The organism is Halalkalicoccus sp. NIPERK01, assembly GCF_030287405.1.
GTDB lineage: Archaea > Halobacteriota > Halobacteria > Halobacteriales > Halalkalicoccaceae > Halalkalicoccus.
Genome location: NZ_JASVVV010000001.1, coordinates 1,041,849 through 1,061,222 on the forward strand (window position 1 = coordinate 1,041,849; position 19,374 = coordinate 1,061,222).

Here is a 19,374-nt window from a genome sequence, read left to right on the forward strand (position 1 = left end):
ATACGTTCACCGGTAATATAGTTCACGCCACGGCGGCGCGGACCAGCCGCGACGAAACGTATCACGCTACCTGAGCGAATCAGGCCTCGCCGTAGACCGGGATCGCGGCGCCGCTCGTCGGTCCCGTCGCGTCACTACAGAGGACGAGAAACACCTCGGCGATGTCGGCGGGGTCGACCCACTCCTCGCTGTAGTCCATCATCTCGCGGTTCGCGGGCGTGTCGATCACGCTCGGCATGACGCAGTTCGCCCGGACGGTGCCACGATTTTCCTCGGCGAGCGTCTCGGTGAGGAGCCTGATACCGGCCTTCGACGCCCGGTAGGGGCCGTCGCCCTCGCCGCCTTCGAGGGAGGCGCGGGCCGAGACGGAGACGATCGCGCCCTCGGTCTCCCGGAGGTGCGGGAGGGCGTGTTTCGACGCGAGGAAGGCGGTCTTCAGGTTCACGTTCAGCAGCGTCTCGAACTCGTCTACCCCCGTTTCGTCGATCGGCTGGCCGCCCATCCACGTGCCGGCGACGTTCGCCAGGTGGTCGAGGCGACCCGCCGAGTCGGCGACCGCCTCGACGACGCACTCGACGTCGCCCTCGTCGGTGAGGTCCCCCCGGTGGAACTCGACGCGGTCGGGATCGAGTAGCGAGTCGTCGCTGTCGATGTCGACCACGTCGGTCGCGTGGACGGTCGCGCCCGCGTCGTCGAACGCCGCACAGACCGCGCTGCCCAGCGCGCCACACGCGCCGGTCACCAGCACCACCCGCCCGTCGAAGTCGAAACTCGCGGACATGTCCTCCGATTCGACGGCCACGCGGATAAAGCCGACCGGTGGGTCGGGGGTCGAACGCCCCGCTCGTGGGAACTCCGCGAACTGACCTGTTCAGGGGCCGATACCGGGGCGTGAACGGCAAGTTACTTGCCGTTCGCCCTCGACGGGCGAGTATGACGCAGACCTCACACTCCGTCACACCGGGAGGGATCGGGGAGGACGACGACGGCCCGGCGACGGTGCTGCTCCGTGGGCCCTCCGAGGAGACGTGGGGCCCGATCTGGGACCAGCGCGACCCGCGAACGATGAACGTCCTGGCGATCACGACGCGACTGGACCCGCTCGAGTGGGTCGACGCCTGCGAGGGGCAACTCGGCGAACTGCCGGTCAAGACCGGCGCGATCCGGATCGGGACGCCGATCGACCCGGCGACCACCCCCGAGCGCCCGGCCCACGAGGGGGTCGACCTCCCGCTGACGGCGGTCGAGCGCCCGAGCGATCTGGCCGAACTCTACACCGCGATCAACCTCTACATCACAGAGTGGCTCCACACCGACGAGCAGACGGTGATCTGGATCGAGTCGCTGACGCCGGTGATCGAACACGTCGGGACGAAGCGCACGGTCTCCTTCATCGAGGCGCTCGCGAAACGCCTGCGGATGACCGGCGCGATCGCCTACGCGCGGGTCGATCCCCGCGACCACGACGACCACACGCTCTCGCTGGTGGGCGACGCGTTCGACCGCGTCGTCGAGGCCGATCAGGAGGAGGCCGCCGTGGCCGACTCGCGCGAGGAGCGGGTGCTCCGGGTGCTTCGCTCGGCGGAGCGCCTCTCGATCGAGACGATCGCCGGGCGGGTCGCCGCGGGCGAGAACGCGCGCCACCCCGAGGGCCACGAACCCGCGAACGCGCGTCTCGTCGCGATCGACCTCTATCACGCCAGTCTGCCGAAACTGGCCGACGCCGGTCTGGTAACGGTCGACTGGACGGGTCGAACGGCCGAACTCGCGGTCGAACCGACGCTCGTCGACGCCCTGCTCTCCCGGCGGGGCAGACGAGAGGAGTAGGACCATGTCACAGGACGATCCCATCGGACGGTCGGACGGCGACGGAGGCGAGAACTACCACGCCCACGAAACCCACCACCCACCTGCCTCCGACACCTCGCCCGTCGTCTCCGTCACGACGGCCATCGCCGCGGCGAGGGACGAAGCGCCGATGGACCTCGTCCCACCGCTGGAATCGGTCGCCGACACCGACTCGATCCGCTCGCACGTCGGGGACGCGGCCGACGACGACTCCCTCTCGTTTCGTTACAAGGACTGTGCGGTCGAGGTCTACGGGAGCGGCCGGATCGTCGTCGAAACCGACCGTCCCCGGCGACCGAAACGCGACGTCCCCGACCGCATCCGCAGGCTCGTCGAGGACCGCTACATCCCGGGAACGGGCACCGAACAGGCCGAGCGAAGGCGGGCGATCCTCGCGTCGTACTCGTACCTCAAGAGCCAGGGCAGCGCACGGCGCAGCGACTTCATCCGCGAGGTCTATCCCTGCTATCCGGGCGAGTACGCGATCCCCGACGGCGGCTGGTGGGAGACGATCGTCAAACCCGGACTGGGCGCCTGTCCCGACGTCGCGAAGGGCAACGCGATGTGGTACTACGTCGGCGACTGAGAGGGGTTTTCGTCGGGTCCACGAAGATCCGACGGGGGATTCTACGGCTCGATCACCAGTTTTCCGAGGAAGCTCTCTCCCAGCACCGCGCGCTGGGCCTCGTCCGCCTCCTCCAAGGGGTAGCTCCGCTCGACGCGGATCCCGAGGTCGCCCCGTTCCATGAGCCGGGCCACCCGTTCGAGGCGAGCCGAGAGGTCGGGCGTGTTGAACATGCTCATCAGGTGTACCCGGAGTTCCTTCGCCCGCGCGGCGGGCACGTTCTCCCAGCCCGCCTGCGGGGCCGTGTTCCCGATCCCGACGACGCGCGCGCCCTGCGCGGCGACCGCCGCGTCGAAGTCGAGGTACTCGTCGAGTCGGTGATCGAGGATCACGGACGGCTCGTACTCCCCGACTGCGTCTTCGAGGTCGTCGCGCGCGTAGTCGAAGACGGCGTCGGCACCGAGGTCGGCCAACGCGTCGTGGTAGTCGGGCGAGGCGGTCGTCACGACGTCCGCGCCGGTCGCGGCCGCGAGTTGGACGGCGGCGTGGCCCACCCCACCGGAACCGCCGTGGATCAGGCAGGTCTCGGCGGGTTCGAGCCCCGCGTGGTCGATCAGCGCGCGCCAGGCGGTGACGGCGGCGACGCCCGCCCCGCCGCCGGCGTCGAAGGCGACGTTCTCGGGGAGTCGGGCGACCCTGTCGGTGGGCACGAGCGCGTACTCGGCGTAGGTTCCCTGGTGGTCCCGCCCGAGGCCGGTGCCGAACACGCGGTCGCCCGCCTCGAAGCCGGGCGTCCAGTCGCCCGCCTCCTCGACGATACCTGAAAAATCCGACCCGGGCGTCATCGGCAACTGGTAGGGCTGGAACGACCCCTCGCGGAAGTAGGTGTCGACGGGGTTGACCCCCGCGGCCTCGACCCGCACGAGCAGTTCGTGCCCCCCCGGTTCGGGTTGCTCTAGTTCCTCTACGTCCAGTACCTCGGGTCCGCCGTGGTCGTGGTATCGTACCGCACGCATGGCGAAGGATTGTTCCGAGGGGACAAAGCGCTACCCGTAGCGGCATCCACGAAAGCGGGTGGTCCTGTCGAGACTCATCGAAGATGATGTGTTCCTTCGGACGTACTGCGTCCAGGGCGCGTATTTCGCACACCCGTGGGAGCGAACCCGTGAACATCCCGAATCCGTTATTCGTTCGTCGAATGTAACCGATTTAAAGAGAACAATGCTATCTCCTCCGTGCGCGTCTAGATAAGAGGTGGCCGTCATGGCGATCAAACAACCCAAAAACGTCGAGTCGCTGGAGCAGTTGTACGCCGCATTTAACCGAGGAGACACCGAAGCAGTCCTGAACGGGTGGACCGACGACATCACCTGGACCGAGCCCGAAGGCGACCCTGCCGCGGGTACGCACCACGGTCCCGATGAGATACTGGAGAACGTGTTCGGGACCATTCCGGATACCCTCGACCGCTTCGAGGCCGACCCCGATCGATTCATCGACCGCGGTGACACGGTGGTCGTGGAGGGCAACTTCATGATCACCACGGAATCCGGACGGGACTACGAGGTCCCATTCGCACACATTTGTGAACTCCGAGACGGCAAACTCCAGCGGTTCACCAACTATACTGATACCGTCGTGATGCAGCAGGCATTCGAGTCGTAGGCCTCGTCTTCTCCGCTCTCAGTAGTGAGCCCAACGAACGAGTATCCGACGGTTGGGATCGGTCTACTGCAGATATCCTCCGTATCCAGTACGCGTATTTCCATCGGATCCGATGAAATTCGACGAAGTCGGACGGCGACGGACCGATTCCGTATCCCGTCGCCGGATCGGCGAAGATCGGAAAGGGAGTACGATCTGCCTCAGTCGGTCAGCCCGTACCCCCGCGCGAACAGCGCGACGTCGACGGCGCTCACGACTAGCGTCAGTCCCACGAGGACGGCCAGCGCGGCGTTCGGGTCGACGTCGGAGTAGCCCAGAAAGCCGTAGCGCACGCCGTTGACCATGTAGACCATCGGATTCAGGAGGGAAACGGTCCGCCACAGCGGCGGCAGGATCTCGAGCGAGTAGAAGACGCCGCCGAAGAAGACCAGCGGGCGGAGGATGAACTGGTTCATCACCGTCAGGTGGTCGAAGTCCTCGGCGACCAGCCCGCCGACGACGCCGAGGGCGGCGAACAGGAGCGTGACGACGAGCATGAACGCGACGAGATACAGCGGTCGCTCGATTCCCACGGGCGTGAAAAAGGCGCCGATGACCGCGATGATGATCCCGACGACGATTCCTCTGGAAGCGCTCGAGAGGACGTAGGCGACGACCATCTCGGTGTACGAGAGCGGCGAGGTGATCGTCTCGTGGATGTACTCGTTCCACCGGCCGTGAAAGATCGAGAAGGAGGCGTTCTCGAAGGCGTTCGAGATCGCGCCGAGCACGACGAGGCCGGGCAGGAGAAACAGGATGTACGAGAAGCCCTGAATCGAGTCGATGCGCGTCCCGAGGATGACGCCGAACACCGAAAAGTAGAGCACGTTCGTGATCATCGGCGGGAGGAAGGTGTTCCACGGCCGCCGGACGAACCGCTGGACCTCGCGTTCGAGCAGCGTGTAGAACCGGGCCGAAAGCGGGTTGACGACCATCAGCGCGCCTCCCCCGCGAGGCGGGCGGTTTCGTCGGCCCCGTCGCTCCCATCGGCCCCGCTAGCCCCGCGCTGGCCCTCGGTGAGTTCGACGAAGATCTCCTCCAGCGACGTTCGAGAGATCTCGATGTCGGTGATCTCGTGGCCCCGCGCTTCGAGGCCGTTGAGCAGGCGTGGGGCGACCCGTCCGCCAGCGCCGTTTACGCGGACGACGAGCCGACCTCCCTCCAGTCGGACCTCCTCGACGCCCTCGACCCCGCGGTCGATCGTGGGCGCGCTCGCGGGCGGGTCACGCAGTTCTACGGTGACGGTATCGCTTCCCCGCTCGGTCAACTCCTCGGGGGTGGCGACCGTGACCTTCCGACCCGCGTCCATGATCGCGACGCGGTCACAGAGGCGTTCGGCCTCCTCGATGTAGTGGGTAGTGAGGAGGATCGTCGTCCCCTCGTCGTTCAGCCGGTTGATCACCTCCCAGAGATCGTGGCGCAACTGGACGTCGACGCCCGCTGTCGGTTCGTCCAGGATCAGGAGGTCGGGATCGGTCACGATCGCGCGTGCCAGGAGCAGTCGGCGTTTCATCCCGCCCGAGAGCCAGTCGAATCGGGTGTGGCGCTTGTCGTAGATGCCGACGAGCTTGAGCGCCTCGTTCGCGCGACGTTCGGCCTCCTCTCCGCTCACGCCGTGGTAGCCCGCCTTGTGCATCAGCACCTCGCGGATCGGGAAGAACCGGTCGACGTTGAACTCCTGTGGCGCGAGGCCGATGCTGTCGCGCACCGCGCGGTAGTCGTCCTCGACGTCGTTTCCGAAGACCGTCACCTCGCCGCCGGTCTTCCTGACCAGCCCGACCAGCGTGTTGATGAACGTGGTCTTGCCCGCACCGTTCGGACCCAGGAGGCCGAAGAACTCCCCGGCCTCGACCGACAGCGAGAGGCCATCGAGCGCCCGGACGTCGCTGTACTCCTTTTCGAGTCCCGTCGCTTCTATCGCCAGCGTCATTGTCGGACGGAAGTGCTCGCGACGATAAAGCGCGACGGATGCGGATATTGTAGTCGTTGAACCCATTCACACACCGCTTGCAGCCGATGGCCAGCGCCCGCGGGGCGCTGGCCGTGTATTCGCAAAGCGTGTGTGCGTTGCCGTTCAATGACTACTATCGCTACTCCAGATAGCCCAGGTCGGCCAGTCTGTCCTCGACGTCCCCGTCGGCGGTCGTCTCTCGCACACCCCGTTCGTGGTCGGGGTAGGTCGTCTCGTCGCTCGTCGCGACCAGCGCGAGCGGCTCGCCATCCATCCGGTCGCTTCTCGGCACCCCGAGCGCGGAGAGCACCGTCGGCGCGACGTCCAGCAGGTGTGCACCCGCGAGGTCCGCATCGGCGTCGATCCCGGGGCCGGTCGCCATGACGACGCCGTCGAGCTTGTGGTTCCACGGTTCCGAGGGCGGGGCGAAGAGGTCCTCGCGGAGCTGTGCCGAGAGGAAGTAGTTCCAGTCGTTGGGCACGGTCATGACGTCGACCGCGCGCTCGACGTTCGGCCCCTCGAAGTACTCCTCGACGCGCGCGACGTCCTCGAAGACGCGCTCGCCGTCGGGTGCGCGAACGTCCGAGAGCAGTTCGATCAGTTCCTCACGAAGGTCCTCGTACTCCGCGGGGGGGACGACGCCCTCGGGGTCGCGCCCCGCGAGGTTGATCCGGACGCCCGTCTCGACGCGCGAGCGCATGTACGCCGTCGATTCGGCGAAGTCGACCTGCTCGTCCGATGCTTTGACGATGCCCGCGGGCGCGTGGCGTTTCGCGAGGTCGTCGAGCCCGACGCGCTCGAGTGCGCGAGCGACCCGATGGGTGGTCATCCCGAAGTTCGCGGCGGTCGCGACCCCGCGTTCGAGCAGCGTCGGCTCGCGTTCGGTCTTCTCCTCGCCCTTCCTGAGCGACTGCTCGCGGACGGTCTGCCAGGAAGGCATCCCCGCAGCGCTGCGGGTCGTCTCGATGTAGCCGTGGTTTCTGAGGAAGGTGTTGAGGCGGAACTCGCTCCCCTCGTACTTGCCGAGGCCGTGGTCGCTCACCAGCAGCGCGACGGTCGGGTCGGTCGCCTCGAGGATCCGTTCGATCTCGCGGTCGACGGCCTCGTAGATCTCCGCGACCAGGTCCTCCTCGTAACCGTACTGGTGAAAGACCGTGTCGGTGACCTGAAACTGGACGAACCCGAAGTCGGGTTCGAACCGGTCGGCGAGGTAGAGGAAGGCGTCGCTTCGCATCCGCACGGAGTCGACGTACTCCTCGAAGGCCTCGGCCTCGCCGCCCGGCGTCGGGTACACCTTGTACTCGCCGATCGCCTCGCGGACCTCCTCGAGGATCCCCTCGGGGTGCGAAGGCGGGTTCTCGGGAGCGGTAAAGCCCGGGATGACCGCGCCGTCGATCCCGCTCGGCGGATAGGTCATCGGGACGTTGACGACGACGCTTCGTTTCCCGTGGTAGTCGAGCAGTTCCCACAGCGAGTGTTCGTCGACGGCGCTCGCGTTCGCCACGCCCCAGTCGTAGCCGTCGTACGTGAGGAAGTCGAAGACGCCGTGTTTGCCGGGGTTCGTCCCGGTGTACAGCGAGGGCCACGCGCTCGCGGTCCACGGCGGAATCTGCGACTCGAGCGGGCCGCTCGGGCCGGCCTCCCAGATCGACTGGATCGTCGGCACCCTCTCTGCTTCGAACAACGGTTCGAGTATCCCCTGACTACAGGCGTCGATACCGATCAACAACGTATCGACGTCCCCACCACGGTCCGTTGACATTGCAACCAGGGTGACCTACACCCGACGCATTCCTTATTATAGATCCGCTAACATCCCGATGCGACGACGCCGATCGGGGTTTAGCCGTGCGATAACGTCTAATTTCGTATGATTTATAACCGGCCTTAGGCGACGGATGAGGGGTAGAAATCACACCCGTCTTATATAACAGTACTCCGACAAGACTGTGCGATGGTACGTTACCCGCAGGTCGAACGGGGTCGCGGTCGGTTTGGCGTGGGACGGGTGGCAGGGACGCTGTGCTCTCTTTATCCGATGGCGACGAACGTGACGTATGGCGGAAAACGATCGATTCGACCCCGAAACCCGCGACGCGCGTGAGGTGGCTGCGAAAGCCGGGACGGAACCGGCGGACTTCCTCTCCTTGCTCCCCCACTACTACCGGGGGGAGGTGGGACAGATGTCGACGCGCCTCGACCGACTCGACCTGACGACGGACTGGGCCATCGCCGTCATCGCCGCCGTCCTCTCGCTGTCGTTCGCCTCGCCGGATAGCCCGCCGTACTTCCTGTTGATCGGGATGCTAGCGCTGTCGGTCTTCCTCCTCTTCGACATCAGGCGGTATCGGTCCTTCGACGCCACACGATCCCGGGTCCGGATGATCGAGGAGAACGTCTTCGCCACGGCGTTCAACCCCGAGACCGCGATCCGCCGGGAGTGGCGAACCGAACTCGCCGACGACCTCCGCAACCCGACCCTCAAGGTCTCGGCCCGGGAGGCGATGACGCGGCGACTGCGACGGGTGTATTTCCTGCTGTTGAGCGTGTTGCTCGTGGCGTGGCTGTTCCGAATCACCCTCTTCGTCCCGGACGAACGGTGGTTCGAAACCGCCGCGATGCCGGGCGTCGCAGGAAGCATCGTCGTCGGCGTCGTCCTCCTGTACTACGCCGCCGCCCTGATGGTGACGGCGTGGCCGACCCCCCGACAGGCCAAAGGGGAGTACCACGGGGTGGAAGCCGGCGAGTGGAAGGACGAGGAGTGATCACCGGGTGGCCGTTCGGCCGATACGCCGCTCGAACCGGCCGCCTCCGTGGGATCTCGCGCGCCCACGTATGGGCGTAGGCGACGACTTTCGGTACTACTAACTCGCCGTACGCAGGAGTTCCGTTCGAGTCACCAATGAAGCTTCACGAGTATCAGGCGAAGTCGGTGTTCGCCGACGCGGGCATTCCCACGCCCGACTCGCAACTCGCCGAGAGCACCGACGAAGTGCTTTCGGCCGCCGGGTCGATCGGCTATCCGGTCGCGATCAAGGCACAGGTACAGGTGGGAGGTCGCGGCAAGGCCGGCGGGATCAAACTCGCCGACGACGACGAGGAGGCCCGCGAGGCCGCCGACGCCATCCTCGGGATGGACCTCAAGGGCTACACCGTCGACCGCGTGCTCGTCGAGGAGGCCGTCGACTTCACCGACGAACTCTACGTCGGCGTGACGATGGACCGCGGCGAGGGTAAACCCGTCGCGATGGTGTCGGAAAAGGGCGGGGTGGACATCGAATCGGTCGCCGAGGAGGACCCCGACGCGATCGCCCGCGAGCACGTCGATCCCGCCTTCGGCCTCCAGCCGTACCAGGCCCGCCGCGCGGTCTACGACGCCGGGATCGACCGCGAGGTCGCAAGCGACGTCTCGAGCGTGCTCACGACGCTCTTCTCGCTGTGGGACGATCGGGACGCCTCCGACACGGAGATCAACCCGCTGATGGTAACCAGTGGTGGGGAGGTCGTCGCCGCCGACGCCGTGATGAACATCGACGAGGACGCGCTGTTTCGCCAGCCCGAACTCGCCGAGATGGAGGAGGAGTCCTACGAGGACGACCTCGAACGCAAGGCCGGCGAGTACGGCTTCGACTACGTCCGCCTCTCGGGCAACGTCGGCATCATCGGCAACGGCGCGGGCCTCGTGATGACGACCCTCGACCTCGTGGACTACTACGGTGGCGAGCCCGCGAACTTCCTCGACGTCGGCGGCGGCGCGAAGGCGGAGCGGATCGCCAACGCGCTGGACATGGTCTTCTCCGACGAGAACGTCGACAGCGTGGTGTTCAACATCTTCGGCGGCATCACCCGCGGGGACGAGGTCGCGAAGGGGATCAACGACGCCCTCGGACAGTTCGAGGAGATCCCCAAGCCCGTGGTCGTCCGACTGGCGGGGACCAACGCCGAGGAGGGCATGGAGATCCTGAACGCCGACCTCGTACAGGTCGAACAGACGCTCGAAGAAGCGGTACAGCGTGCCGTCGAAAACGCACAGGAGGGAGACGCATGAGTATCTTAGTCGACGAGGACACCCGCGTGGTCGTACAGGGCATCACCGGCGGGGAGGGGAAGTTCCACACCGAACAGATGATGGAGTACGGCACGAACGTCGTCGCGGGCGCGGTGCCCGGACGCGGCGGCCAAGAAGTGGCCGGCGTGCCGGTCTACGACACGGTCAGTCAGGCCGTGCGCGAGGAGGACGCTGACGCATCCGTTATCTTCGTGCCGCCCGCGTTCGCCGCGGACGCCATCTTCGAGTCGCTCGACTCCGAATTGGATCTCGCGGTGGCGATCACCGAGGGGATCCCGACACAGGACATGAGCAAGGTCCACAAACGCCTCTCGGAGGTCGACACCCACCTCGTCGGCCCGAATTGCCCCGGTCTCATCACCCCCGGCGAGGCCAAGTTGGGCATTCTGCCCGGCAACATCTTCTCGTCGGGCAACGTCGGGCTGGTCTCCCGATCCGGGACCCTCACGTATCAGGTCGTCGACAACCTCACGAACCGTGGGCTGGGCCAATCCACCGCGGTCGGGATCGGCGGCGACCCGATCATCGGCACCTCGTTCGTCGACGCCCTCTCGCTGTTCGAGGAGGACCCCGCGACCGACGCCGTGGTGATGTGCGGCGAGATCGGCGGCGAGGACGAGGAACAGGCCGCACGGTTCATCGCCGAGAACATGGACACGCCCGTCGCGGGCTTCATCGCCGGCCGGACCGCCCCGCCCGGAAAGCGCATGGGCCACGCCGGCGCGATCGTCTCGGGCAGCGGGACCGGCACCGCCGAGTCGAAGATCGACGCCCTGAACGACGCCGGCGTGCCCGTCGGCGACACCCCCGAGGAGGTCGCCGACACCGTCGAGGAACTGCTGTAGATCAGGCGTTCAGGCGTTCTGTTTTCGTGCGGCTCGTTTCGATCCCGTCAGCCGGGCGACGTCGCGTTCGAGCGCGTTCGCGTAGGTCAGCCGGCGCTTGCGGGCGTCGGCCTCGTCGATCTGCGGCCGGCCGTCGAACCGACGGGTGAGCGGGTCGTACGCGTCGACGTCGAACCCCATGCGCTCGAGGTACTCGCGGACGCGCTCGGAGTCGAGCCCGTCGTGGATCGCCGCGTCGGTGTACTCGCGGACGGCGTCGAACTCCGGGAGCGTGATCTCCTCGTCGGTGACGCGCCCGCGTTCGCCCTCGATGCGGACGTCGACGCGACTCGCCGCGTCCATCACCGGGTACATGTCCCGTGCGAGCTGGATGATCTGGCTCGGGAGCGTGGCGTCGGGCGAGCGCCACTCGACGGTCGGGAAACACTTGCGCAGCCGCACCGGCGCCCAGATCGCGTCGTCGGGCGTGAAGTTCGCCTCGAAGGCCTCCTCGTCGACGCCGGCTTCCATCGCCGCGCGCTCGAACTCGTCGTAGCGCCGTTCGAGTCGGTCGTTCCACTGGGCGACGCTCTCGGCGTACTCCCAGAGCTGGCCGTGGTCGGGGTACTTCGCGTATCCCTTCTTCCGGTAGATGTAGGGGCGTGCGCCCGCGGCGACCCGACGGCCCTTGTAGTACGGCGAGGAGTTCGCGAGCGCCAGCGCGGGGTCGAGCGCGATGAGCGCGTTGAGCTGGTCGACGACGCGGCGCTTCTCGAAGTGGATGTGGGTGCCCGCACAGTGTTTGGCGTAGTCGAAGTCGTCGCCGAGGACGCGCCGCTGGATGCGGGCCCGCTCCTCGGGGAGCTGCTCGATCGTGCCGCCGTGAAGCGGCGTCCCCAACGGGACCAGTCCCCGGTCCCGTGCCGCCGCCTCGCGCAGCGTCTCGTCCAGTCGCTCGACGAACTGCGTGGCGAGGTCGTCGACCGACTCACACGGGGTGGTCTTGATCTCGAGGAGACAGTCGACGAACTCCTCTTCGACCTGCGGCGAGACCTCCGTCAAGTCGCCGGGCGTACACAGCGCGCCCGTCCGGTCGATCACCCAGTACTCCACCTCGATGCTCGTTTTCATGGTATCAGTTATCACTGTAGCCGCACGTCTCCCGCTCTATCTCGGCTCGAAAATCCCCGGACATCGGCCGAACACGCCGACCTATAACGGTGACCTTTCGTCGTGATTCGACGGCTGTCGTAAAGACGTCCCCCCACGCAGCTGCAAGGTCGTTATACTAAACCGGGTACCGAACCGGTCGGGCACGCGACGAGCGTCGATAAATGTCGATGTCCGTCGACCTATCCGGGGTAGTATCGTATATCGGTCGGTTCCGAGCGAATGGATCGTGATATGTCGAGATGGGGAATCGGCGACGGTTCCGACGCACGTCGACGCCCGATCGAACGAGTCGTCGTGTTCGGACCGCCCACGGTCGAAAATGGGGGATCAGATCGAATCGCGCAGGTCCGATAGCACGACCGTTCGCGCGTTTACCGCGACCTCGTCGCGCTCTTTGAACCCGCTCCCGGTGAGGATCGTTACAACCCGCTCGCCCGGACGTATCTCGCCGCGCTCGACCAGCCGTTCGAATCCGGCGTGGGCGACCGCCGATGAGGCCTCGACGCGAAAGCCGCCCTCGCGGGCGAGTCGGTGCTGGGCGGTACGGGTCTCCTCGTCGGATACGGACACCGCCCCGCCGTCGGTGTCCCGCAGCGCCGCGAGCGCCCGGTTTCCGCTGGGAGGGTCGGCGTTTGCGATCGAGTACGCGATCGTCTCCCCGCCCGTGATCGCGCTCACCTCCCGCTCGCCGGCCTCGAACGCCCGGACGATGGGGTCACAGGCGCTCGCTTGACAGGCGTACAGTCGGGGAGGCACGTCGAGGAGGTCGGCGGCGCGCAGTTCGAGCAGCGCCTTCCAGATCGCGCTCAGGTGCCCGCCGCTCGAAACGGGAAGGACGATCGCGTCGGGCACCTCGGGCGAGAACGCCTCGCAGATCTCGAACGCGACGGTCCTCTGACCCGCCACCCGGAGGGGGGTATCGGAGTTGACGAACTCGATGCCCTCGACGTCCAGCGAGACCTCGTAGAGGCGGCCGTAGTCGCCCTCGACGCGAACGATGTCGGGTCCGTAGCGCGCGATGTGCGAGAGGCGTTCCTCGGGGATGTCGGCGGGCACGCAGACCGTACAGTCGATGCCGGTGCCCGCGGCGGTCGCGGCGGTACTCATCGCCATGTTGCCGTGCGAAACCGTGCCGACCCGCCCGATCCCGTGTTCGAGCGCATAGGCGAGCGCGACCGCGCTGCCGCGGTCCTTGAAGCTCCCCGTCGGGTTTCGCCCCTCGTCCTTGCAGAACAGTCGCACCCCGTCGACGTCCAGGCTGGGCGTCCGCACCAGCGGCGTCCCGCCGGCGGCCGCCGCGATACCCGTGGGGGTCTCGGCGGGGAGCAGGTCGGCGTAGCGCCACATCCCCGGATCCCGGCCGGCGGGCCACCGAAACGCCCCGATCCCGAACCAGAGGGGTTCGCCGCACTCACAGCGTTTTCGCTCGGCGAGGGGAAACGAGCGGCCACAGTCGTAACAGCGGACGGGCGGCATACCGGACGCGAGGGAGACGGGCGAGAAGAGCCTACTGGTTAGAGGTAGGCGGCGTCCCAACGGGTGGCCTTGCGGACGTTGCCACACTCGTTGCAGACGACCCGCCCCGAGGGGTCCATCGCGTTGTCGAAGCTCTCACAGACCGAGCAGAACCAGCCGTAGCGTCTCTCCAGATCCTCGTCGAGGTACGAGACGTGGAACGCACCACGCGACCCGACCGATGCCTCCCGGTAGGCGACGTAGAGCGTCTCGCCCTCCTCGTTCTCGTGGGGTTCGACCGCGCGCCGGTACTGTTCACCCTCGGGGATGTCGACCCAGACGTTCTCGGTGTACTCCTCGCCGGCGATCTCCTGGGTGTGGGTGTAGGCCGACTCGTAGCCACGGCGCTCGTAGAACTCGTTGCCGGGCTCGTTCTCCGCGAAGACGAACCCCTTGAACCGATCGATCCCGTCGGCCTCGAAGGTCTCGCGGGCGTGATCGTACAGCCGTGAACCGTAGCCCTCACCGCGGTGGTCGGGATCGACGTGCAGCCAGTGGATCTCGCCGACGCGTTCGGGGAACTCGACGAGGTAACACTGGGCGAACGCGACGATCTCCCCGTCGACCTCGAGGACGGGGATGTAGACGTCGTCGGCCTCGTCCGAGATGAGCTCCTCGAGCCGGCCGTCGCCGTACCACTGCTCAACGGCGTCGTCGATGGTCTCCGATTCCAGAAAGTGAGCGTACGACGTCTGCAGCGACTGGCGCGCCACCTCGCGGATGGCGTCCACGTCCTCCCGTGTCGCGTCTCTGATCTCCATACTTCGATTGCGGCGGCTCGCTACTAAACTGTTGTTCCACGAGCGCGGTTATTTGCCGCCCGGCTCGACGGATGGGTCGTCGAGCCGCCGCTCTCGTTGCCGGTGTCTCGGCTTCGCCCTCGCCGCCGAGCGACTCCGCGGCGGGCGAAGGAAGGCTTATGAGCCGTCGGGGACAGCCTCCCGTATGTTCGAGGAGGAACTCGGGTTCGAACCGGGGACGCTCTCGCCGGTCGTCCCCGTCGTGACGACCCTGCTGATCGCCCTGTTCGTGATCGGACTGCTCTACCGCCTCGTCGGCCTCGTGTTCTAGCTCCGAAGCTTTCGGAGGAGTTTTCGCAGCGCTTTCAGCGTGAGGATTCGCTTGAGCAGGCCTTTGAGTCCAGCGTTCATGTCCGACGAGTGTGGTCCCGGCCACTAATACGTTCGGCAGTCACAGTACGGGCCCTCATCCCTGACGGTACTCTCGGCCGTGTTCCAGTGGTGGGAAGGGACGAACGGGGCGGATTCGAACCACGAGGACGTCGCTTCGCTCGTCCTCTGGGTTCAAACCGCCCAACGCTTCGATTCTCCGGCACGGCGTTGCTCACACACGCTCGCTGTCGCTCGCGGTGTTCGCAGGTAGATGCCGGAGAAATATCAGTGGGTCGGGGCGGATTTGAACCGCGGTCACTTCGCTCTCTGACGCTCGCTTCGTTCCCTGTTTCAAATCCTTCGTAACCATTTCGCCGACACAGGCTCCTCGCGCTGCTCGTCGCATTGTGCCGTCAGAAATGGGTCGGGGCGGATTTGAACCGCCGACTTCCTCCGTGTGAAGGAGGTATCATGGCCGGACTAGATCACCGACCCGCAGCGGGTAGTTCCCGTGGGCCGGACTTAAGGATTCTGTCTCGCCACCCCCGAAGACCACGCCCGGTGACACAACTGGTTTAGCCCCCGGTCCGGTATCACGGACCAATGACGCGTCGCACGGCAGTGATCGACGGATGAACGACCTCCAACCGGTCGCGCTCGGCGACCGACCCGCGGACCTCGTCGTCGAGGGCGGGCGGGTGTTGCTCCCCGAACTCGGCGAGTTCCGCTCGCGCGCCGTCGCGGTCGTGAACAACCGCGTCGCGGCGCTCCCCGAGGACGCCGACAGGGTGATCGGCCCCGAGACGGAGGTGATCCACGCCGACAGCGGGGCCGTCGTCCCCGGGTTCGTCGACGCCCACACCCATCTCGACATGCTCCAGTGTTACGAACTGGCCTACCACCGCTCGCTCGAGGGCGGGACGACGACGGTGATCTCCGAGTGTACGGCCTTGTGCGCGTTCGGCCCACGGGGCGTCGAGGAGTTCCTCGCGGCGACCGCCTACCTGCCGGTGACGGTCGCGGTCGCGCTCCCGCCGACCCCGCTGTTCGACACGTTCGAACCCGCGGACGCGACCGGCGAGGAGGCGCGAGAACTGGTCGACCTGCTCGCGGACGACCGGATCGTCGGCGTCGGCGAGACCGACTGGATCCACGCGGTCGGCCGCGACACGCCCGCCGAGGCGCTCTACGAGCGCGCGGGCGACCTCGGCAAGCCGGTGACGGGCCACGCCGCCGGCTGTCGGGGCGGGAAGCTCGCCGCCTTCGCCTCGATCGTCGACAACGACCACGAGGCGATAGATCGGGGAGGAGTCATCGAGCGCGCCGAGAACGGTATCCACGTCGTCGGGCGCTGCGGGTCGGTCCGCGACGACGTCGAGGCGCTCGCCGAGGCCATCGATCGGGTCGGTCCCGCCGAGTGCTCGCTGTCGACCGACGGCGTCTGGCCGCGCGACCTCCCCCAGGGCCACATGGACCGGGTCGTCCGGCGCGCGATCGAGGCCGGGATCGACCCCACGGACGCGCTCCGGATGGCGACGCTCTCGCCGGCGCGCCACTTCGGGCTCGACGACCGGGGTTCGCTCGCGCCGGGCAACGTCGCCGACGTGGTCGTGCTCTCCGATCTCGAGGGGGTTCGAGTGGAGACCGTCGTCAGCGGCGGTGAGGTGGTCGTCAGGAACGGCACCGCCACGGTCGGCCCGCGGAACCGCGAGTACCCCGAGGAGTTCTACGACAGCGTCTCGATCCCGACCGACCCCGGGGCGTTTTCGGTCCCCGCCGACGGGGAGGCGGTCCGCGCGATCACGCTCGAGGGGGGACTACTGACCGGCGAGACGCGCGTCTCGCCGCCGGTCGAGGGCGGCGAGTTCCGTCCCGATCCCGAGGGGGACGTGCTCAAGGCCGCGTTGCACGACCGGCGTGCCGACCGACGGCGGGGATTCACCGGCTTTCTCACGGGGCTTGGGCTCCAGTCGGGTGCGGTGGCCGCCTCGTCGACGTGGGAACTCCCCGGCGTGGTCGTCGTCGGGGCCGACGAGACCGAGATGGCGCGGGCGGCCGCCCGCGTCGAGGAGATGGGCGGCGGGTGGGCCGTCGCCGACGGGGAGGTCGTCGCCGAACTCCCCCTCCGGGTCGGCGCGACCTGTTCGGACCTCGACGTCGGGGAGACCGCGACCCTGTTCGGAACGGTCGAGAGCGCGCTCCGGGCGCGCGGGGTCGGGATCGACCGACCGCTGCTCGCGATCCAGACGCTCTCGTTCCCGGGCGTCCCCGCGCTGAAACTGTCGTTTTCAGGCTACGCCGACGTCAAGGAGCGCGAACTCGTCGGGCTTCAGTAGCTCGGATTTTCCTCGCGGACGCCATCGCGTTTGTTCACCGCCCGCGCGATCACGAACAGCGCGTCCGAGAGCCGGTTGAGGTAGACGACGGCGACCTCGTTTATCGATTCCTCCTCGGCGAGCGCGACGGCGCGGCGTTCGGCCCGCCGGACGACCGCACGGGCGTGATGCAGCTTCGCGCCCGTCCCGCTCCCGCCGGGCAGGACGAACTTCCGGAGGGGGTCGAGTTCCTCGTCGTAGGAGTCGATCCACTCCTCCAACCGGTCGACATGCTCCTCGCGGACCCGAGGGTCGTCCTCGTCGGGATCGGGGTTCGCGAAGTCCGCCTGCACGACGTGGAGGTGGTTCTGGATCCCCCCTAGCTGGGCGTCGACGTCGTCGTAGCCGGTGGGTCGAACGGTCCCGATCAGGGCGTTTGCCTCGTCGACGGTGCCGTAGGCCTCGATCCGGGCGCTGGTCTTCGAGACGCGCTCCATGGTCCGGAGGTCGGTCAGCCCCTCGTCGCCGCGACCGGTGTAGATCGTCATACCGGCCAGAGGTCGGGCGGCTACTTAGCTTCGGAGGACTCCCGGAAGGCCGTGCCGGAGCGACAAGCCCTAAGCGCGCGAACGGGGTACGGTGGGCCAATGGGAGTCCGTACTCGATCACGCAGTTGGGGGCCGTTCGCGGCGTGAAACGCGCGCGTGCGGTCGTCCTCGCGGTCATCGTCAGCACCTTCTTCGTCGGCTTCGGTGGCGGCGTCGTCTTCCCGATCCTCCCGAACCTCGGGGCGGTACTGGGGATCTCGCCGTTTCTCGTGGGCGTCATCCTGAGCGCGAACCGCTTTACCCGCACGGTAGCGAACACCCCCGCGGGCGCGCTCGTCGACCGGATCGGCACCCGGACGCCCTTCATCGCGGGGCTGTTCATCGAGGCCGGCGCGACCCTCGGGTACATCGTCGCGATGCTGTCGGCGCTGCCCGAGGCGTGGTTCCTGCTCGCGCGCGTGGTCTGGGGGGTCGGCAGCGCGCTGGTGTTCGCGACGGCCTACACCATCGCCGCCGACGTGAGCACCGGCGCCTCGCGGGGAACCAACATGGGCGTCGTCCGCGGCGGGATGACGCTCGGCTTCCCCGCCGGCCTCGTCCTCGGCGGGGTCGTGAGCGAACTGTTCTCGATCCCGACGGCGTTCGCGCTCGCGGCGGCGTTCGCGCTCGTCGCGGGCGTGCTCGCGTACGCGACCATCCCCGAAACCCACGTCAGCGGGGCGAAGACGGCGATCAAGCCGTGGGAGATCGAGACGACCGTCCCCGCGCTCACGGTCGGACTCGTCAACTTCGGGCTCTACTTCGCGTACCTCGGCGCGCTCTTCTCGACGCTCGTGCTCTTTCTGGCCGCGAACGACTTTTCCGTCTTCGAGTACGGCCCACAGGCCTCCTCGGGCGTGCTGATGGCGGTCACGGTCCTCTCGGCGTCGGCGTTGATGCTCGGCGGCGGGGTCGTGAGCGACCGACTCGGAATGCGCGTTCCCGTCCTCCTGACGTTCCTCGCGGTCTCGTTCGTCGGATTTCTCCTGCTGACGACCGCCGATTCGGTCGTCGACCTGGTTCTGGCCTGCACCTTCATCGGCGCGGGACAGGGCGGCACCAGCGGCCCGCTGATCGCCCTCTTGGCCGATCTCACGCCGGACGACCGGATGGGGCGGGCGATGGGAACGAACAACGTCCTCGGGGACGTCGGCGGCGGCCTCGGACCGATGCTCTCGCTGCCGCTGGTCGAATCGGTCGGCTTCTCGCCGGTGTACGCCGCGTGTGCGATCGTCCCGCTGCTCGCTGGCGGCGTGCTCGTCTACGGCGTCCATCGCCAGACCGGCAGCGTCAGCCCCCGAACCTCGCTCGGTGGCTGATCGATAGCACGCGACGCTTGCTACGCGATGACGTCTCGGATTAGATTTATACTTCAGAGAAGGGGATGATTATCCATGACGGAGATCCCGGCGATCATCGAGATCGAGAAACGCGACGGTGAGTACCGAATCGAACTCCGGGAGCGCGAGACCGGTACCTCGATCGAGAGCAGGACGCTCGACGGAGCCGACGACGGACGGGCGTACAAGCACGTCTGTAAGGTCCGTCTCCCCGCCGAGGGGGAAGCGACGATCGACCTCGACCGCGTCGAGGACCGGATCGTCCTGCGCGCCGAGGACCGGACGTGCTATCGCCACCGGCTTCCGACGCCGGTTTCCGCCGCGCACTGATCCCTCCTCGATGCACGACGCGACCCGGTGAGCGCGCCGTT

19 protein-coding genes and 1 tRNA gene are annotated in these 19,374 nt (G+C 67.2%); 10 read left to right on the forward strand and 10 right to left on the reverse strand.

Features of this window, described 5'->3' with window-relative positions; translation table 11 throughout:
• Window positions 1-79 precede the first annotated feature (79 nt).
• Complete coding sequence (locus QRT08_RS05625) at window positions 80-781, reverse strand: SDR family NAD(P)-dependent oxidoreductase (RefSeq protein ID WP_286044935.1); 702 nt, start codon at window positions 779-781, stop codon at window positions 80-82.
• A gap of 152 nt (window positions 782-933) precedes the next feature.
• Here QRT08_RS05625 and QRT08_RS05630 point away from each other — a divergent pair, with 152 nt between their 5' ends.
• Together QRT08_RS05630 and QRT08_RS05635 are read left to right on the forward strand one after the other, a co-directional pair.
• The gene (locus QRT08_RS05630; protein WP_286044936.1) at window positions 934-1,827 is read left to right on the forward strand and encodes a DUF7504 family protein; all 894 of its coding nucleotides are present in this window, start codon (window positions 934-936) and stop codon (window positions 1,825-1,827) included.
• A gap of 4 nt (window positions 1,828-1,831) precedes the next feature.
• Window positions 1,832-2,434 carry a HalOD1 output domain-containing protein gene (locus QRT08_RS05635; protein ID WP_286044937.1) on the forward strand — a complete coding sequence of 201 codons (603 nt, stop codon included), beginning with the start codon at window positions 1,832-1,834 and terminating at the stop codon, window positions 2,432-2,434.
• Window positions 2,435-2,475: 41 nt separating this feature from the next.
• Here the strand turns inward: QRT08_RS05635 and QRT08_RS05640 are convergent, their stop codons facing one another.
• A complete protein-coding gene (locus QRT08_RS05640; RefSeq protein ID WP_286044938.1) occupies window positions 2,476-3,429 on the reverse strand; it encodes an NADPH:quinone reductase in 954 nt (317 codons plus the stop codon).
• 247 nt (window positions 3,430-3,676) lie between these two features.
• On the opposite strand from QRT08_RS05640, the gene QRT08_RS05645 reads away from it, so the two are divergent.
• Entirely contained in the window at window positions 3,677-4,078 is a 402-nt protein-coding gene (locus tag QRT08_RS05645; protein WP_286044939.1) for a nuclear transport factor 2 family protein, read from the forward strand.
• A gap of 200 nt (window positions 4,079-4,278) precedes the next feature.
• Here the strand turns inward: QRT08_RS05645 and QRT08_RS05650 are convergent, their stop codons facing one another.
• The 3 genes from QRT08_RS05650 to QRT08_RS05660 all read right to left on the reverse strand — a co-directional run bounded on the left by QRT08_RS05650 (window position 4,279) and on the right by QRT08_RS05660 (window position 7,830).
• The gene (locus tag QRT08_RS05650; RefSeq protein ID WP_286044940.1) at window positions 4,279-5,052 is read right to left on the reverse strand and encodes an ABC transporter permease; all 774 of its coding nucleotides are present in this window, start codon (window positions 5,050-5,052) and stop codon (window positions 4,279-4,281) included.
• Window positions 5,052-6,047: an ABC transporter ATP-binding protein gene (locus QRT08_RS05655; protein WP_286044941.1), complete on the reverse strand. Its 996-nt coding sequence runs from the start codon at window positions 6,045-6,047 to the stop codon at window positions 5,052-5,054. Before QRT08_RS05655 ends, QRT08_RS05650 begins: the two co-directional genes overlap by 1 nt.
• Before the next feature lie 160 nt (window positions 6,048-6,207).
• The gene (locus QRT08_RS05660; RefSeq protein ID WP_286044942.1) at window positions 6,208-7,830 is read right to left on the reverse strand and encodes an alkaline phosphatase family protein; all 1,623 of its coding nucleotides are present in this window, start codon (window positions 7,828-7,830) and stop codon (window positions 6,208-6,210) included.
• Window positions 7,831-8,125: 295 nt separating this feature from the next.
• Between QRT08_RS05660 and QRT08_RS05665 the strand changes: the two genes are divergently transcribed.
• From QRT08_RS05665 to sucD, 3 genes are all read left to right on the forward strand, one after another.
• Complete coding sequence (locus QRT08_RS05665) at window positions 8,126-8,833, forward strand: DUF2270 domain-containing protein (protein ID WP_286044943.1); 708 nt, start codon at window positions 8,126-8,128, stop codon at window positions 8,831-8,833.
• A 137-nt stretch (window positions 8,834-8,970) separates the two neighbouring features.
• Window positions 8,971-10,116, forward strand: coding sequence for an ADP-forming succinate--CoA ligase subunit beta (gene sucC / locus QRT08_RS05670; RefSeq protein WP_286044944.1), 1,146 nt, complete (start codon window positions 8,971-8,973; stop codon window positions 10,114-10,116).
• Complete coding sequence (sucD, locus tag QRT08_RS05675) at window positions 10,113-10,982, forward strand: succinate--CoA ligase subunit alpha (RefSeq protein WP_286044945.1); 870 nt, start codon at window positions 10,113-10,115, stop codon at window positions 10,980-10,982. The genes sucC and sucD overlap by 4 nt, the downstream gene beginning before the upstream one ends.
• Window positions 10,983-10,991: 9 nt before the next feature.
• On the opposite strand, the gene QRT08_RS05680 is transcribed toward sucD, so the two are convergent.
• The 3 genes from QRT08_RS05680 to QRT08_RS05690 form a co-directional block, all read right to left on the reverse strand.
• On the reverse strand, window positions 10,992-12,092 hold the full coding sequence (locus QRT08_RS05680) for a glutamate-cysteine ligase family protein (protein WP_286044946.1): 1,101 nt from the start codon (window positions 12,090-12,092) through the stop codon (window positions 10,992-10,994).
• Window positions 12,093-12,461: 369 nt separating this feature from the next.
• Window positions 12,462-13,610 (reverse strand): threonine synthase, encoded by a 1,149-nt coding sequence (thrC, locus tag QRT08_RS05685; RefSeq protein WP_286044947.1) that lies wholly within the window; start codon window positions 13,608-13,610, stop codon window positions 12,462-12,464.
• Window positions 13,611-13,648: 38 nt separating this feature from the next.
• A complete protein-coding gene (locus QRT08_RS05690; RefSeq protein WP_286044948.1) occupies window positions 13,649-14,410 on the reverse strand; it encodes a GNAT family N-acetyltransferase in 762 nt (253 codons plus the stop codon).
• Between the two features lie 184 nt (window positions 14,411-14,594).
• Here QRT08_RS05690 and QRT08_RS05695 point away from each other — a divergent pair, with 184 nt between their 5' ends.
• Entirely contained in the window at window positions 14,595-14,720 is a 126-nt protein-coding gene (locus QRT08_RS05695; RefSeq protein ID WP_286044949.1) for a hypothetical protein, read from the forward strand.
• 461 nt (window positions 14,721-15,181) lie between these two features.
• On the opposite strand, the gene QRT08_RS05700 is transcribed toward QRT08_RS05695, so the two are convergent.
• Window positions 15,182-15,256: transfer RNA gene (locus tag QRT08_RS05700), tRNA-Val, on the reverse strand.
• Between the two features lie 137 nt (window positions 15,257-15,393).
• Here QRT08_RS05700 and QRT08_RS05705 point away from each other — a divergent pair.
• The gene (locus tag QRT08_RS05705; protein WP_286044950.1) at window positions 15,394-17,097 is read left to right on the forward strand and encodes an adenine deaminase C-terminal domain-containing protein; all 1,704 of its coding nucleotides are present in this window, start codon (window positions 15,394-15,396) and stop codon (window positions 17,095-17,097) included.
• Here QRT08_RS05705 and QRT08_RS05710 read toward each other — a convergent pair.
• Complete coding sequence (locus QRT08_RS05710; protein ID WP_286044951.1) at window positions 17,091-17,624, reverse strand: cob(I)yrinic acid a,c-diamide adenosyltransferase; 534 nt, start codon at window positions 17,622-17,624, stop codon at window positions 17,091-17,093. The genes QRT08_RS05705 and QRT08_RS05710 overlap by 7 nt on opposite strands.
• Window positions 17,625-17,767: 143 nt before the next feature.
• On the opposite strand from QRT08_RS05710, the gene QRT08_RS05715 reads away from it, so the two are divergent.
• The gene (locus tag QRT08_RS05715) at window positions 17,768-18,982 is read left to right on the forward strand and encodes an MFS transporter (RefSeq protein ID WP_286044952.1); all 1,215 of its coding nucleotides are present in this window, start codon (window positions 17,768-17,770) and stop codon (window positions 18,980-18,982) included.
• Window positions 18,983-19,057: 75 nt separating this feature from the next.
• Window positions 19,058-19,333 (forward strand): hypothetical protein, encoded by a 276-nt coding sequence (locus tag QRT08_RS05720; RefSeq protein WP_286044953.1) that lies wholly within the window; start codon window positions 19,058-19,060, stop codon window positions 19,331-19,333.
• Window positions 19,334-19,374 lie beyond the last annotated feature (41 nt).